This is a genomic window from Stenotrophomonas sp. SORGH_AS_0321 (genome assembly GCF_031453215.1).
Taxonomy (GTDB): Bacteria; Pseudomonadota; Gammaproteobacteria; order Xanthomonadales; family Xanthomonadaceae; genus Stenotrophomonas; species Stenotrophomonas chelatiphaga.
In genome coordinates this window covers 1,745,875-1,762,217 of the sequence record NZ_JAVIZG010000001.1, presented here as the reverse complement: position 1 = coordinate 1,762,217, position 16,343 = coordinate 1,745,875, and the positions used below count along the sequence as shown (strand labels likewise).

11 protein-coding genes and 1 pseudogene are annotated in these 16,343 nt (G+C 67.2%); 8 read left to right on the top strand and 4 right to left on the bottom strand.

The window, feature by feature from the left end; translation table 11 throughout:
- Positions 1–104: 104 nt before the first annotated feature.
- The gene (locus QE373_RS07665) at positions 105–2,948 is read right to left on the bottom strand and encodes a TonB-dependent receptor (RefSeq protein WP_057508910.1); all 2,844 of its coding nucleotides are present in this window, start codon (positions 2,946–2,948) and stop codon (positions 105–107) included.
- A 158-nt stretch (positions 2,949–3,106) separates the two neighbouring features.
- Between QE373_RS07665 and QE373_RS07660 the strand changes: the two genes are divergently transcribed.
- Positions 3,107–3,889 (top strand): DeoR/GlpR family DNA-binding transcription regulator, encoded by a 783-nt coding sequence (locus tag QE373_RS07660; RefSeq protein ID WP_057508909.1) that lies wholly within the window; start codon positions 3,107–3,109, stop codon positions 3,887–3,889.
- A 786-nt stretch (positions 3,890–4,675) separates the two neighbouring features.
- Here QE373_RS07660 and QE373_RS07655 read toward each other — a convergent pair.
- Positions 4,676–5,767 carry an amidohydrolase family protein gene (locus QE373_RS07655; RefSeq protein WP_309685206.1) on the bottom strand — a complete coding sequence of 364 codons (1,092 nt, stop codon included), beginning with the start codon at positions 5,765–5,767 and terminating at the stop codon, positions 4,676–4,678.
- Between the two features lie 153 nt (positions 5,768–5,920).
- Here QE373_RS07655 and QE373_RS07650 point away from each other — a divergent pair, with 153 nt between their 5' ends.
- The 6 genes from QE373_RS07650 (at position 5,921) to QE373_RS07625 (ending at position 13,737) form a co-directional block, all read left to right on the top strand.
- Positions 5,921–8,020: an alpha-galactosidase gene (locus tag QE373_RS07650; RefSeq protein ID WP_309685204.1), complete on the top strand. Its 2,100-nt coding sequence runs from the start codon at positions 5,921–5,923 to the stop codon at positions 8,018–8,020.
- Positions 8,017–8,943 carry a DMT family transporter gene (locus tag QE373_RS07645; RefSeq protein ID WP_309685201.1) on the top strand — a complete coding sequence of 309 codons (927 nt, stop codon included), beginning with the start codon at positions 8,017–8,019 and terminating at the stop codon, positions 8,941–8,943. Before QE373_RS07650 ends, QE373_RS07645 begins: the two co-directional genes overlap by 4 nt.
- Before the next feature lie 10 nt (positions 8,944–8,953).
- The gene (locus QE373_RS07640) at positions 8,954–10,243 is read left to right on the top strand and encodes a D-tagatose-bisphosphate aldolase, class II, non-catalytic subunit (RefSeq protein ID WP_309685198.1); all 1,290 of its coding nucleotides are present in this window, start codon (positions 8,954–8,956) and stop codon (positions 10,241–10,243) included.
- Positions 10,230–11,390 (top strand): SIS domain-containing protein, encoded by a 1,161-nt coding sequence (locus QE373_RS07635; protein ID WP_309685196.1) that lies wholly within the window; start codon positions 10,230–10,232, stop codon positions 11,388–11,390. The genes QE373_RS07640 and QE373_RS07635 overlap by 14 nt, the downstream gene beginning before the upstream one ends.
- Positions 11,387–12,322 (top strand): BadF/BadG/BcrA/BcrD ATPase family protein, encoded by a 936-nt coding sequence (locus QE373_RS07630; RefSeq protein WP_309685194.1) that lies wholly within the window; start codon positions 11,387–11,389, stop codon positions 12,320–12,322. The genes QE373_RS07635 and QE373_RS07630 overlap by 4 nt, the downstream gene beginning before the upstream one ends.
- 266 nt (positions 12,323–12,588) lie before the next feature.
- Positions 12,589–13,737 (top strand): aldo/keto reductase, encoded by a 1,149-nt coding sequence (locus QE373_RS07625; RefSeq protein WP_309685192.1) that lies wholly within the window; start codon positions 12,589–12,591, stop codon positions 13,735–13,737.
- Positions 13,738–13,749: 12 nt separating this feature from the next.
- Here the strand turns inward: QE373_RS07625 and QE373_RS07620 are convergent, their stop codons facing one another.
- A complete protein-coding gene (locus QE373_RS07620; RefSeq protein WP_309685190.1) occupies positions 13,750–14,484 on the bottom strand; it encodes an SDR family oxidoreductase in 735 nt (244 codons plus the stop codon).
- Between the two features lie 107 nt (positions 14,485–14,591).
- Between QE373_RS07620 and QE373_RS07615 the strand changes: the two genes are divergently transcribed.
- A complete protein-coding gene (locus tag QE373_RS07615) occupies positions 14,592–15,482 on the top strand; it encodes a LysR family transcriptional regulator (RefSeq protein WP_309685188.1) in 891 nt (296 codons plus the stop codon).
- Here QE373_RS07615 and QE373_RS07610 read toward each other — a convergent pair.
- Positions 15,483–16,323 (bottom strand): annotated as a pseudogene (locus tag QE373_RS07610) (helix-turn-helix transcriptional regulator).
- Positions 16,324–16,343 lie beyond the last annotated feature (20 nt).

The following is a 16,343-nucleotide window of genomic DNA, read 5'->3' as shown; positions in this document are numbered from 1 at the left end:
GGGGGCCCCGTGGCAAAGACGGGATAGTGTAATGGCCGATGATGACCATCTGGCCAGCGCCGGGCCGCACACGTGCCGGCCAGCAGGCCGGCACGTGTGATGCATCAGAAGCGTGCGCTGAAGCCGAGCGTGAACGAACGGCCGTAGCGGTAATAGCCCTGCGACAGCAGCGGGTTGCCGTTGATGCTGTAGGTCTGCGCTTCGTCCAGCAGGTTCTGGCCCTGCAGGCTGACGCTGAACATGTCGTTGATCTCGTAGGAGATGCTGGCGGTGAGCCAGGTGATCTCATCGGCCTGTTCGTTGTAGCCGGCACCGAGCACGTTGGTGGCGGTCACGAAACCATCGCTGTAGTCGGCGGTGGTGCTGATCGACCACGGGCCCTTTTCATACATCAGGCCCAGCGAATAGACCGACGGGGCGATGCCTTCCAGCGGACGTTCTTCGCCCTCCACGAAGCTCTTGGACCAGTTGCGGGTGTACTGGGCGCGGAAGCCCAGCCCGTTCTCCCAGAAGTGCTGCAGGCCGGCTTCCAGGCCGTGCACCTTGGCGTAGTCGCCGTTGATCGGGCGCATCACGTTGAACAGGTAACCCGGCACGCCGATGTCCTGTCCCGGCTCCCAGCTGGTGGTGATCTGGTTGGAGATGCGCTTGTAGAACACCGCCATGTTGGCGATCGACTGGTCGGCGAAGTACCACTCCAGCGATACGTCGCCCTGCTTGGCGGTATACGGCTTGAGGTCGACGTTGCCACCGTAGATCTGGGTGAACTCGCCCCAGGACACGCTGGCGGTGGTGTTGGTCGGGGCCAGCTTGTCCACCGGCGGGCGCGCCATGGTCTTGGCCGCGCCCAGCCGCAGCAGCAGCTCATCGGTGAAGCGCCAGGTGAAGTTGCCCGAGGGCAGGATGTAGCGGTAGCTGCCGTCCTGCTGCACCGGGGTCGGATCGGCATAGCGTGCGGTGTAGTTGAAGGCGCCGTTCTCGGTGATGCTGATGATCTTGGCATCCCAAGCTTCGGCGCGCGTCTGGGTACTGACCACGCGCACGCCCACGTCCGCGCTCCAGCGATCGCCGGACAGGTCGGCCTGCACGTAGAACGCGTTGGTCTTCTCCTCCACCCGGTAGCTTTCCAGCGGATTCCACTGCGGGGCGGCGTTGGCGAAATCGTAGACCGTGCCATCCGGGCGCGGGTTGCCGTTGTAGGCCTCCAGGCTGCGCAGGTAATTCGGCACGTCAAAGCCCAGGAAGCTGCGCGGGAAACGGGAGCCGACCTTGTTCATGAAGTTCGGCAGCGACAGGGTGCGATCGAGCACGCCACCGCCGAGGTCGGCGACGTTGATCGCGTTGTCCACCGAGTAGTAGTCCGCACCGCCGTTGAGGGTGTTGTTGACCAGGTCGCGGCGCTTGCTGCGTTCGGTGCGGGTCATGCCGAAGTTCAGGCTGTCGATGCCCCACTCGCCCACGTACAGCTTGCCTGCGACGGTGCCGCCGGTGATTTCATCCTTGATGTTGTCGCCGCGCAGTTCCATGTAGTGCGTGTTGAAGTCGCTGTCGTTGAACTGGCCATTGGCCAGGCCGGCAGACAGATCGCGACCGTCGTCGAAGGTGGTGGTCACGTTCGGCACCGCGTCGCGGGCCAGGTCGATGCGGGTCACGTTGGGCTGGTTCATGCGCAGCACCACGTAGGTGTCCTGGCCGCCGGACTTGCGCTCGGAGGTGGAGCGGTACACATCGCCGGTCATGGTCAGGCTGTCATTGACCTTCCAGCTGCCGTTGATGCCGAACAGGTCGGTGTCCACCACGCGGTGTTCGGTCTGGTTGAGCAGCTCCGGGTTCATCCGCTGCTCCGGATCCGGGTTGTCCATGGTGAAGCCGGTGACGATGCCGTTCTGCACGTTGATGTCCGACCAGCGGCCCGGCGCGAACAGCGGATAGAACGACTGCTGGTAGGACACCTGCGGCGAATCCAACCGGGTCTTCAGGCCGTCCACCACGATCCGCACGTCATCGTTGGGCCGCCATTCGAACTTGCCGGAAAACGCCTTGCGCTTCTTGTCTTCCTGCACCGTACCGACCCGGAACTGGCCCGGAGCGATCAGCCCGTATTCTTCAGGGTCCAGTTCGCCGTTGCCGTTGGGATCGATGTTGCCGCCCCAGGCATTGCCGCCCCAACTGGCGTCGTTCGGGTCCGGGTTGCGGGTCCAGCCGCCATCGTTGCCGGCGATATCGGTACGGTCCTTGCGCTCGGCGTACACCGCGCCGATCAGCAGGCCCATGGTGTCATCGGCGAAGGTGTTGCTGTAGGTCGCGGAGAACTTGCGGCCGTTCAACTCGGACATCTGGTTGTGGTCGCCCTCGGCACGCACGATGGCGTGCTGGCCCTTGTTGTCGAACGGGCTGGCCGAACGCAGGTTGATCAGGCCGCCGATCGCGCCTTCGGTCAACGCGGCCTGGGCCCCCTTGACCACGTCGGCACCGCTGATCACATCGGAAGGCAGCACGTCGTAGGCGAAATCGCGACCGGCGCCATCGGTGGCGAGGATGCGGTTGTTGAACGTGGTCAGGGTGTACTCCGGGCCCAGCCCGCGCACGCTGACTTTCTGGCCTTCGCCGCCGGCGGTGCGGGTGATCGACACGCCGGTGATGTGACTGAGTGAATCGGCCACGTTGTCATCCGGGAACCGGCCCAGCTCCAGCGCGCTGATCGAGTCCTGCACGGTGGACGCATCGCGCTTGAGCTCGGTGGAGCGCGCCAGTGCCGCGCGCACGCCGCTGACCTGGACGGTCTGCAGGTCGATCGGGTCGTCGTCGGCCGCAGCGGCAGCCTGCCCGACCGCGGTGCTGGCGGGGGCGGTTGCGGTGGCCTGCTGCGACCACGCGGTGGCGGGCAGCAGCAGGGCAAGGGCGATTCCATGGTAAAGACAGTGGCGGTGCGGACGGACGGCGTTCACGGGCTCTCTCTCCTGAGGCATGAAGCATAGGACGGCGGGCTGTGGGGGCCTGGCTGGTGAAGCAACGAAACCGAGCGTATATGAGGTTTCGTTTTGCATCAATAGCGAAATGTAACGAAAACCGCCATACTCTGGAACGTTTGAAAGGAGCTTTGCGCATGGTCGCCACCCGGGACACCAGCCACCGCCGTCAACAGATCAGTGAACTGGTCCGCCAGCACGGCAGCGTGCAGGTGTCTTCGCTCGCCCAGCAGTTCGGGGTGAGCCTGCAGACCGTGCGCAAGGACCTGCGCTATCTCTCCGAGCGCGGGGTCATGGCGCGCGCCTACGGCGGCGGCATCGACAGTGGTGCGGTAGGTCCGGCCCCAGCGGCAGAACCCCATTACGAAGCCAAGCGCACTGCCTACCTGGATGAAAAGCGCCGCATCGGCGTGCGGGCGGCGGCGATGGTGCAGCCGGGCGACACGATCGCCATCGACTCGGGCACCACCTCGATGCAGCTGGCCGAGGCCCTTCCGGACATCGACCTGACGGTGGTTACCAACGATTTCGGCGTGCTGACCGTGCTCAGCCCGAAGACCCGGATCAACCTGGTGATGCTGGGCGGCGAGCTGCGCCGCAAGAACATGGCTTTCTACGGCGGGCTGACGGTGGAGGCGCTGGATGCGCTGCACGTGGACCTGCTGTTCCTGGGCGTGGATGGCTTCGATCTGGAGCGCGGCATCACCACGCACTACGAACCCGAAGCGATGCTCAACCGAAAGATGGTGGAAGCCGCGCGTGCGGTGGTGGCGATCACCGACAGCTCCAAGTTCGGCAAGGTCTGCCTGCACCGGATCATCCCGGTGTCCGGCCTGGACGCGCTGATCACCGACACCGGCGCGCCCGCTGAAGTGGCCGACGCCTGCCGTGCCCTGGGCGTGGACCTGCAGCTGGCCTGACGCCCCCGGGTAGTGACGGCCGCTGGCCGTCTGCCTGCGCTCCTGGTGGATGCCCGGTTCCGGTAGTGACGGCCGCTGGCCGTCTGCCTGCGCTCCGGGTGGGTGACGACCGTTGGTCGTCACGCTTCCGCCTGCCGCTGCGCTCGCCGAGCACGGCTCGGCGCTACCCGCTCCGTTCCGGTAGTGACGGCCGCTGGCCGTCTGCTTGCGCTCCTGGTGGGTGACGACCGTTGCAGGCTGTGTAACAAGTCCGGGCCCGGTCGAGCTACGCGAGATCTGGACCTCCGGCAGACATGCAACTATGCAGATCTCGCGTAGCAGGGCGAAAAATGGCGACAATTTCGCCATCGGCCGACAAGGTCGGACTTGTTACACAGCCTGCGTTGGTCGTCACGCTTCTGCCTGCCGCTGCGCTCGCCGAGCACGGCTCGGCGCTACCCCGCCTCGTTCCGGTAGTGACGGCCGCTGGCCGTCTGCCTGCGCTCCTGGTGGGTGACGACCGTTGGTCGTCACGCTTCTGCCCGCCGCTGCGCTCGCCGAGCACGGCTCGGCGCTACCCCGCCACGTTCCGGTAGTGACGGCCGCTGGCCGTCTGCCTGCGCTCCAGGTGGGTGACGACCGTTGGTCGTCACGCTTCTGCCCGCCGCTGCGCTCGCCGAGCACGGCTCGGCGCTACCCCGCCTCGTTCCGGTAGTGCCGGCCGCTGGCCGTCTGCCTGCGCTCCTGGGGGGTGACAACCGTTGGTCGTCACGCTTCCCGGGGCTAGCGGAATTTCCGCACCACGGCCTACAGCTTGAACTCGCGCGCCGCGTTGCCGTAATAGACCTTGTCGATCACCTCGCGCGGCAGCGACAAGCCTGCCACGTCAGCCTCCAGCACCTCGATCCGCTGGCTCTCCCCGGTCGCCAGATAGCGCCAGTCCGACTGCCATACCGCGTGCGTTTCCGCCTTGAACTGCGCCGGATCCGCGCCGGGCGACTGGGTCAGGTCGGTCCCGTACAGCAGCCGGTCCTGGTAGCGGATGAAGAAATCACGCACCTTCCTGCGATCGGCATTGGACTGGTACTGCACCTGGCTCATGCGCGCAGCCAGGTCCACCGTGGCCTGCGGAAAACGATCCAGGAACGCAGCCAGCACGTCCACGTCGTACTCCAGGCTGGCCATGTGCGCACCCACCACGCGCAGCTGCGGATGGGCGGCGACGAAACGGTCGCGCACCGCCATCAGCTGGGCATGCGAGGGCTGCTCGGGGTGCAGGTACATGTGGTACTGCGGATGCTTTGCGAAGTACTCGCGATCGTTGTTGGTGGTCATCTTGTCCAGCGGCAGCCAGCAGTTGTACGGCTCGCCCTGGTGCGCGATCAGCGGCACCCCCAGCGCGCGCACGTGTTCGGCCACCGCGGACAGGCCCGGATCATCCAGCATGATCGCCCTGCCCTGCGCATCCTTTTCCACCATCCCAATGTTCTTCCACACCTTCACCGCACGCGCGCCGTCTGCCACGTCACGATCCAGCGCCGCGGTGACCTGGCCGGGCCAGCCTTCGCTGCCATAGCCCTTCATCGAGAACGTGGTGGCCCAGTAGAAGTGCCCGGGATCCTGCTGCGCCTGGGCCAGCGCGATCGCGTGCTGGTCCTGCAGGCTGGGGAAATCGGGGTAATCCACGTTGATCGAGAGCAGCCCAAAGTTGTCCGCGCGCGCCTGCTGCAGCAGCGCGGTGTCGCGGTCGTTGGCATGCACATGCGCGTCGAATTTACGCACCTTGGCGAAGTCCGCCATGGCATAGGAGGGCTCAGCCGGCGCTGCCGCCGTTGTCGCATCCGGCTGTTCCAGAGGCGTCTTTTCCGGCGTGCAGGCTGTCAGGATGACCACTCCCATCACAGCACTTCCGGCCCAGCTACGCAGGTTCCACCGCATGACGCCCTCGCTGTTGTATAACGAAACTTAAATGGAACCATATCGCAACAAAACGCTTGCATCAATCCAGAGCGCGTGCGCAGAATGCTAGCCATCTCCACCGGGTTGACGCTTATGCCACCGATCGGACGCCGTACCGCCCTGAAGCTGATTGCCGGAAGCGTGGCAGGCAGCATGGCCTGGAGTGCAGCACCTTGGGTGCGCGCGGCCACTGCTGCACCCGCACCCGATGGCCGCGCAGGCGATGCCGTGCTCTCCATCGCCTTCGACAAGCGCATGCATACGCGCGTATGGCGCCACGGCAAGCCGCTCACCGGTTGGCAGCCCAGCGAAGCCCTGCTGCTTGCCAGCGGTGATGTCACCGACTTTGCGCTGGTCGAGCAGACCGCGCATGTGCTGGATGACCCCCGCCATGGGGCCGGCCGGCAGGTGGTGTTCACCGGTCGCTCACGCGCGGCGGGCGTGGAAAAACAGGTCGCCATCAGCAGCTTTGACGCCCAGCCCGGACTGGCCCTGCTGCAGGTGCGTTACCGCAACCTCGGCGATGTGCCGCTCGAAGTGACCGGCTGGCGCAGCAGCGCGTACCAACTGGAGGACGCGCCCGGTGGCTTCTGGAGCTTTTCCGGCGCCACCCACACGGATCGCCGCGACTGGGTGCAGCCACTGGCGCCGGACTTCGACCAGCGCAACACGTTGGCGATGGATTCATCCGATTATGGTGGTGGCACGCCGGTCGCCAATATCTGGCGTCGTGACGGCGGCCTGGCGGTAGGCCATGTCGAGCCAGTGCCGCGTCCGCTGGACATGCCGGTCAAGCGCACTGCAGAAGGCGCGGCCATCGCCATTGAATCGGCCACGGCGCAGACTCTCGCGCCGGGACAGGAACTGGTCACCGAACGCACCCTGCTGGCCGTGCATGAAGGCGATTTCTACGCGCCGCTGCAGCAGTACCAGGTGTTCATGCGCGGCGAAGGCATCGAAGGCCCGCGCCCGCCGGATTCGGCGTTCGCTCCCATCTGGTGCGCGTGGGGCTATGAACGTGATTTCCGCGTCGAGCAGATCTACGCCACCCTGCCCAAGGCCAAGGAACTGGGGTTTGAATGGGCCGTGCTGGACGATGGCTGGCAGACCAACGAAGGCGACTGGAAGATCGACCTGCGCAAATTCCCGCGCGGCGATGCGGACATGCGCGCGTTCACCGCCGAAGTCCGCCGGCACGGCATGCGCCCCCGCCTGTGGCTGGCACCGCTCGCAGCCGACCCCGGCAGCGACGTGCTGCACGACCACGTGGACATGCTGCTGCTGGACAAGGAAGGCGCCTTCCAGACCGTGACCTGGTGGAACGCGCTGACCCAGTGTCCGGCCTACCAGCCGACCATCGATTTCTACGTCGACCTGGTCAGGAAGGCGATCGGCGACTGGGGATTTGAGGGCATCAAACTTGATGGCCAACACCTCAATGCGGTGGCGCCCTGCCACAACCCGGCGCACAAGCACGCCAGCCCGGACGACTCGGTCACCGGCCTGGCCACGTTCTGGAATGCGATCTACCGCGCCGCCCATGACGCCAATCCCGAGGCGGTGGTGGAGCTGTGCCCGTGCGGCACCGCCTTCGCCTTCCACAACCTGCCGGCCACCGACCAGTTCCCGTCCTCGGACCCGCTGTCATCGTGGCAGGTACGCAGCAAGGGCAAGTCGATCAAGGCGCTGATCGGCGAGCGCAGCAGCTACGCCGGCGACCACGTGGAGCTGTCCGACAACCGCGATGACTTCGCCTCGAGCGTGGGCATCGGCGCGGTGATTTCCAGCAAGTTCACCTGGCCCAAGGATACCGATCGTCCTTCGGTACCGCTGCCTCCTGGCGGCTTCGTGCTGACCGACGAACGCGAAGCCCTGTGGCGCCGCTGGGTAGGCCTGTACAACACGCACATGCTGCCCAAGGGCGAGTATCTCGGAACCCTCTATGACATCGGCTTCGACAAGCCCGAAGCCCATGCCATCCGCAAGGACGGCGCGCAGTACTACACCTTCTATGCCCCGCGCTGGGACGGCAAGGTGGAGCTGCGCGGCCTGCCCGCTGGCCGCTGGCAGGTCCGCGACCTGTTCAACGAAACCGATCTGGGCGTGGTGAATGGCGGCGCAGTCACCAGCCTGCCCGCCCGCTTCGAACGCTTCCTGTTCCTGCAGGCCACCCGCGCCGGGAGCGCGGCATGAGCGCCGACGCGGTGTCCGTGCCGGTGGCACCGCGGCGGCGCCCATGGCTCGGCTATGCGCTGGCTACCGTCGCGTTGTGGGGCCTTTGGGGCGCGCTGTCACCACTGTCGGCCGCGCATGGCTTTCCGGACACGCTGGTGTACTGCGTGTGGGCGCTGACCATGCTGCCGCCGGCGCTGTACATCCTGTGGCGCGGCGGCTGGCAGCTGGAGCGTTCGCCACGTGCGATCGGCTATGGGCTGATCATCGGCCTGCTCGGCGCGGGCGGACAGATGCTGCTGTTCCACACCCTGACCATCGGCCCGGCCTACTTCGTGTTCCCGGTGATCTCACTGTCGCCGGTGGTCACCATCGCCCTGTCCTTCCTGCTGCTGCGCGAACGCACCGGCTGGCAGGGCACGCTGGGCATCGTACTGGCACTGGTCGCGCTGCCGCTGCTGGACTTCTCCTTCGGCAGCGGTGACGCCGGCCTGGGCTGGTTCCTGCAGTCGCTGCTGATCATGCTGGCCTGGGGCCTGCAGGCCTACTTCATGAAGCTGGCCAACGACAGCGTGCGGGCCGAAAGCATCTTCGCCTACATGACCGTCGGGGCCTTGCTGCTGGCGCCGGTCGCGCTGGCGATGACCGACTTCAGCCAGCCGATCAACTGGGGACTGGATGGCCCGTGGATGACCGCCGGCATCCAGATCCTCAACGCGGTCGGCGCACTGACCCTGGTGTATGCGTTCCGCCACGGCAAGGCGATGGTGGTGGCACCGCTGAGCAATGCCGGCGCGCCGCTGGTCACTGCCGTACTTTCGCTGCTGTTCGCCAGCGTGGTGCCCGGTCCGCTGAAGACCGTCGGCCTGGTGCTGGCGCTGGTCGCCTCGCTGCTGCTGGTGCTCGAACCCGAGCGCGAACCCACGCACCGCCCCCTTTCCTGAAGGACTCCCCATGCACGCACTGCTCGACCTGGTCGCGCGGCATCGGCAGGGCCACGCCATCGGCGTGACCTCGATCTGCTCGGCCCATCCCCTCGTCATCGAAGCCAGCCTGCGCCACGCGCAGCGCAGCGGGCAGGCACTGCTGCTGTTCGAAGCGACCTGCAACCAGGTCAACCAGGACGGTGGTTACACCGGGATGCGCCCGGCCGACTTCGTGCGCTTCGTGCACGGCATCGCCGCGCGGGTGGGTTTCGATACCGGGCGGATCCTGCTTGGCGGCGACCACCTGGGCCCGAATCCGTGGACGTCACTGGATGCCGCCGCGGCGATGGACAAGGCCGAGGTGATGGTCGGCGCGTACGTGGCAGCCGGCTTCCGCAAGATCCACCTCGACTGTTCAATGGCCTGCAAGGGCGATCCGGAACCGTTGCCCGAAGCGGAGATCGTCCGCCGCGCCGTGCGCCTGTGCCGCGCCGCCGAAGCCGCATGGGCCAGCGCAGGCGGGGAGGCACCGGTGTATGTGATCGGCACCGAGGTGCCGGTTCCGGGCGGTGCGACCGAAGCCATCGAAGGCCTCGCCCTGACCACCCCGGCAGCGGCGCTGACCACCATCGAGGCGCACCGCGTGGCCTTCGCCGAAGCCGGCCTGGACGCTGCCTGGCAGCGCGTGCTGGCCTCGGTGGTGCAGCCGGGCGTGGAGTTCGACCACCACGATGTCATCGACTATGACAGTGACAAGGCGCAGCCGCTCAGCCAAGCGGTCACCGGCGTGCCGCAGTTGGTGTTCGAAGCGCATTCGACCGACTACCAGACGCGCGACGCGCTGGCGGCGCTGGTGCGCGACCACTTCGCCATCCTCAAGGTCGGCCCTGGCCTGACCTTCGCCCTGCGCGAAGCGTTGTGGGCCCTGGATGCGATCGAAGCGGAGTGGATCGACAACGACCGCCGCGCGCGCCTGCGCGAGGTGACCCTGCACCGCATGCAGGAGTCGCCGGGCTATTGGCAACGCTATTACCACGGCACCGGGCGGGCGCTGAGCACCGACCTGCAGTACAGCCTGAGCGACCGCATCCGCTACTACTGGCCGGACCCTGCCATCGAAGCCGCGCGCGCCCGGTTGTTCGACAACCTGCGCGCCGATCCACCGCCGCTGCCGCTCGTCAGCCAATACCTACCCCATGCCCTGCACGCAGTGCGCAATGGGACTGCCACGTTCGACCCGCAGTCCCTGGCCATGGCCCACATCAGCGCTGTCCTCGATGACTATCACCATGCATGCCAAGACCATGACCTCTCCTGACGTCCTCGGATTCCCCGAACCCCTGCTGGAGGCGAAGGGCGCGCTGTGGACGGCGCGCGAGATCGCCCAGCAGCCGGCCATGCTGCAGGCGACCCATGCGCTGGTGGCGTCGCTGGCCGAGCAGCTGCGCGCGTTCGTCGCGCCGCTGGTGGATGATCCCGGTGCACGGGTGATCCTGACCGGCGCCGGCACGTCGGCCTATATCGGCCAATGCCTGGCACCGCTGTTGGACCGCCAGCTCGCCGCCCGTGTGGACGCGGTCCCCACCACCGACATCGTGTGTGCGCCGCAGCTTTACCTGGATCCGGGCCAGCCGCTGCTGCTGGTGTCCTTCGGACGCTCCGGCAACAGCCCGGAAAGCCTGGCCGCGGTCGAACTGGCCGAAGCGCTGGTGGGCGACATCCGCCACCTGGTGGTGACCTGCAACCCGGCCGGTGCGCTGGCACGGATCCCGGTCGCGCAGGCGATGACCCTGCTGCTGCCCGAGCAGACCCACGACACCAGCTTTGCGATGACCTCCAGCTTCAGCTGCATGATGTACGCAACGCTCGCCGCACTGTCGCCTGCAGCGGCACTGGACGCCCGCATCGTGCCGATCGCGCGTGCGACCGAAGCGGTGATCGACGGTGCTCTGCCCCTGCTGCGCACCCTGGCCACGGCGCGGAACGACCGGGTGGTGTACCTCGGCAGCGGGCTGCTGCAGGGACTGGCGCGCGAAGCGTCGCTGAAGCTGGGCGAGCTGACCAATGGCGCGGTGGTGACCTGCTTCGATTCGCCGCTGGGCTTCCGCCACGGGCCGAAGACCTTCGTCACCGACGACACGCTGGTGATCGTGTTCGTCTCCAACGATCCGTATACCCGCCGCTACGACCACGACCTGATCGACGAACTGCGCCGCGATGGCTGTGCGGCGCGGGTGATCGAAATCAGCGCCCAGCCACGCGCCGGCGCGCTGGATGACACCCTGGCCGTGCCCGGACTGGAACGCGCCGAAGACGTGGACCTGTTGTGGCCGTACGTGGCCGCCGCACAGATCTACGCATTGCTGCATTCACTGGAGCGCGGGGTGACCCCGGACAATCCGAACCCGGCCGGCATCGTCAACCGCGTGGTACAGGGCGTGCAGCTGTACGCGCTGGACGCATGACCGCCGCGCTCTACCTGGGCGTGGACGGCGGTGGCACCAAGACCCGGTTCGCGCTGATCGATGCCCAGGCCGGACTGCTTGCCGAAGCGCAGCTGGGCACCACCTACCATCCCCAGGTCGGACTGGACGGGGTGCGCGAGATTCTGCGTGCAGGCATCGACACGGTGCTGGCGCAGGTGCAGGCGAGCGCGAGCGACATCCGCCAGGCCTTCTTCGGCCTGCCTGCGTACGGCGAAGACAGCCGCGCCACCGCCCTGCTGCAGGCGATTCCCGGGCAGGTACTCGGGCACGCGCGCTATGCCTGCGACAACGACATGGTGTGCGGCTGGGCCGGTTCGCTGGCCTGCGCCGATGGCATCAACATCATCGCCGGTACCGGTTCGATGGGCTACGGCCGACGCGGTGATGCGTCGGCGCGTGCGGGTGGCTGGGGCGAGGCGTTTTCCGATGAAGGGTCGGCGTACTGGATTGCCGTGCAGGGCTTGAACGCGTTCTCGCGGATGAGCGATGGACGGCTGCCGCGCGGTCCGCTGCACGCGATCCTGCGCGAACACTTCACGCTGGGCGAGCACGATCTGGACATCTGCGCGCATGTGTATGGCGAAGGCCATGGCTCGCGCGGCGAACTGGCCCAGCTGTCGCCGCTGGTATCGCAGGCCGCGCTGGCAGGCGATACGGTGGCGGCGTCGATCTTCGAGCGTGCGGGGCAGGAACTGGCGGCCATCGGCGAGGCCTTGCGGGTCACGCTGGGCTTCCAGCCCGGCGAGCCGGTGCCGCTGTCATGGTCCGGCGGGGCCTTCAGCGCAGGCGACGCGTTGATGCGTCCGTTCGCCGCCGCGCTGCACGCGGCGAGCCCGGACTTCGTGCTGCGCGCGCCCCTGCATGCGCCGCATTACGGCGCCGCGTTGTACGCGCGCCTGCTGGCGCGCTGACGCCGCAGACGGACACTGGTAGCGCCGGGCCATGCCCGGCGAGCGCAGCGGAAGGCAACAGCGTGACGACCAACGGTCGTCACCCACCAACGGTTGGGCGTCACCTACCAACGGTCGGGCGTCACCCGCCAACGGCAGGAGCTGACGGCCAGCGGCCGTCACTACCCAGCGCTGTGCGATCCCATTCCCACTGCGTTGACACGACCCCACGTTATGGTCGAACGGCTTGCGAGCGCCCTGAACGCCTTCCCCCACAGGAGACACCAGTGAACTCACGTCGTCAGTTTCTCTCCCTCGCCGCGGCCAGCGCCGCGATGATGGCCGCTTCCCCGCTGTTTGCCCAATCGCCCGCACCGGGCAGCGTGCTGCCGACCCGCGGCACGCCGCGCACCGGCAAAAAACCGGCTACCGAGGCACCGCCCAAGGGCAGCCGCTACCGTCCGCCGACCCGGCTGGGACTGGGCGGCGCACCGCTCGGCGGCAGCCTGGCACCGACCACCCGCGAAGCGGCCGATGCCACCATGGCCGCAGCGTGGGCGGCAGGCGTGCGGCTGTTCGACACCTCACCCTGGTACGGGCTGGGCCTCAGCGAGCGTCGGATGGGCCATGAACTGCATATCCATCCGGCCGATGCCTACACGCTGAGCACCAAGGTGGGCCGCCTGCTGACCGGTACCGCCGGTCCGCTGCAGAAAACCAATTGGCACGACCCCGCGCCGTTCCGCTATCGCTACGACTATTCCGCCGACGGGGCGCGGCGCTCGGTCGAAGACAGCCTGAACCGGCTGGGTGTCTCGCAGCTGGACATCGTCTACATCCACGACCTGTCCCCGGAAAACGAAAAAGATCTCGGCATGCCATGGGAGCAGCGCTTTGCCGAAGCCCTGCGTGGCGCCATGCCCGAACTGACCAGGATGCGTGAAGAAGGCCTGATCAAGGGCTGGGGATTTGGCGTGAACCGGCCGCAGCCGGCGCTGCGTGCAGTGGCCGAAGCCGATCCGGACATCATGCTGCTGGCCTGCCAGTACTCGCTGCTGGATCACGAAACCACCCTGCACGACACCTTCCCCAAACTGGCGGAAAAAGGCGTGTCGGTGATGGTTGGCTCGCCGCTGCTGGCCGGTTACCTCACCGGCCGCGAGCGCTATCTGTATGGCAGTCCGATCCCGGAATGGGCGCCGGCCAAACGGGCGAAGATCGCCGAAGTCTGCCAGCGCCACGGCATCGATATCCGCACCGCCGCACTGCAGTTCGCCGATGCCCCGGACGTGGTGTCGTCGATCATCCCCGGCGCGCGTACACCAGAGCAGGTACGCGCCAACGTGGAGTCGATGGCCATCGCGATACCGGCCGACTTCTGGGCCGAACTGAAGCAGCTCAAGCTGATCGCGGCGGACGCCCCGGTACCGGCCTGAGCGGCGCTTCGTTCAGTGCGGGCTGGCCGTCGGCCGGATGACGATCTCGCTGGTGTCCACCTCGGCCGGCTGCGCGATGGCGAACGCAATCGCACGCGCCACCGCCTCCGCTGGAATGGCGGTGGCGCGGAAGCTGCGCATCGCTTCGCGCCCCTGCGTATCGGAAATGCTCTCGGCCAGTTCGGAGGTCGTGACGCCCGGGCTGATGGTGGTCACGCGGATCGATGGACTCTCTTGGCGCAGGCCCTCGGAGATCGCCCATACCGCGTACTTGGTGGCGCAGTAGACCGCCGCGGTAGGTGACACTGCATGCGCGCCGATCGAGGCGAGGTTGATCACCTGACCGTGGCCCTGCGCCTGCATCTGCGGCAGCACCGCGGCGATACCGTGCAGCACGCCGCGGATATTGACGTCGATCATCCGGTCCCACTCGTCTACTTTCAACGCGGCCAGCGGCGACAGCGGCATCACGCCCGCATTGTTGATGATCACATCGACCCGTCCGTACGCGGCCACGGTGCGGTCGATGAGGTCCTGGACCTGGTCGCGCGCGCTGACATCCAGCGCGTGCGCGACGGCAGCGCCGCCGTCGGCCTGGATGTCGGCAACCAGCTGCTGCAGGCGGTCGACGCGGCGTGCGCCCAGCACCACGGTGGCGCCACTACGCGCGAGCAGGCGTGCGGTGGCTGCGCCGATGCCACTGCTGGCACCGGTGATGACGATGATCTTGTCCTGGATGAGGGTCATGGCAGGCTCCTGGAAGCGGTCTGTTCGAAGGAGCTGCCAGCCTACGAAGGTGCCGCTGTCCGCGGTATTACCCGCCCGCTGGACAGAATGGTTACCATCCCTGACCAATGGACACCGACCTCAACCTGCTGCGTCTGTTCCTGGCCGTGGCCGAAGGCCACAACTTCCGCGTGGCGGCTGATCGCCTGGGGGTGACCCGCTCTGCGGTAAGCCAGGGCATCCGACGCCTGGAAGACAGCCTGGGCATCGCGCTGGTGCAGCGCTCCACCCGCAGCGTGCGCTTGACCGAAGCCGGCGAACAGCTGCACCGCCAGATTGCCGGCCCGCTGCGCGTGGTCAGCGCGGCCATCGAAGACACCGCCAGCGACGGCCAGCCGCACGGCCTGCTGCGGGTCGCGGTGACCTCCATCGCCGAGCGCTTCTTGTCCGGCCCGTTGATCGCCGCCTTCCTGCATCAGTACCCGGGCATCACCCTGGATGTCACCGTCACCGATGACGAGTCGGACATCGTGGCGGCCGGCTTCGATGCCGGCGTGCGGCTGGGACAGGTGATAGAACAGGACATGGTGGCGATTCCGCTGACCGGACCGCAGCGCGAAGTGGTGGTGGCCACGCCGGCCTACCTGGCCGAGCACGGCATTCCGGCCCATCCGCGTGAGCTTGCAGCGCACCGCTGCATCGGCTGGCGCCCCTCGCCGGAGGTGGCACCGTATCGCTGGGAATTCGTTGAAGACGGACGCGGGTTCGACGTGACCGTGGCACCGCAGCTGACCACCAATGACATGCTGCTGATGGTGCGCTCCGCGTTGGCCGGCGGCGGCATCACCTTCGGCATGCAGGAAACCTTCGCCCCCTACCTGGAACGGGGCGAACTGGTCACGATGCTGGACGCCTTCCTGCCGCCCTTCCCGGGCTTTTTCCTGTACTTCCCCAACCGGCACAACCAGCCGGCCAAACTGCGCGCACTGATCGAGCACGTGCGCGCGCACGCGCCATGATCAGCGGAAGAACTGGCTCGGGCTGAGCCCGAAGCGCTTCTTGAACATGCTGGAAAACGCGCTGGGGCTGTCATAACCGAGTGCCAGCGCCACGTCGATGACCTTGCGCCCCTGTGCTAGTTGTTCCAGTGCATGCAGCAGGCGGGTCTGCTGCCGCCACTGGCCGAACGTCATGCCGAGTTCGCGCGCGCACAGGCGCTGGAGGGTCTTGACGTCCACCTGCAGGCCGGGTGGCCCAGTCGTGCAGGGTCGAGCCATCGTGTGGACGCCGCTGCCATTGCCGCGCGATCCGTCGCAGTCGCGGATCGCTCGGGTCAGGCAGGTGCAGCGGCAACACCGGCAGTGCCTGCAGTTCATCCAGGATGAGGTGCATCAGCCGGCCATCGCGCGATCGGGGATCGTAAGGCTGTGGCACTTCGACCGCTGCATGGATCAGCGCGGCCAGCAACGGCGTTATGGACACGGTGGACGCCTCGGCGGGCGCGGTTGGCATCGACTGCGGCGCGATGTACAGGCTGCGCATGCGCACTGTGCCCAGGCAGTCCACGCGGTGGCCCATGCCGGCCGGCATCCAGATGGCGCGCGTGCTCGGCACCACCCAGCGCCCGCTGCCGGCGTGCACCACCAGCACGCCGCTTTCGGCGTAGACCAGCTGGTGCCGGTCGGGATGGTGATGCAATGGAATGACGGTATCGGTCGGGTAGTCGCGCGCGCGGCAGTACACCGTCGTGGCGGGGCTTGCCGGCAGCGGTCGACCCTGGCCTGCGGGGCCAGGCATGTCCTTTTCTCGATGATGCGTGACCATATCGCGCGGGATGGACTCTGCGGGCGACTTTACCATGCGCCTCTCTTCGGCCACCG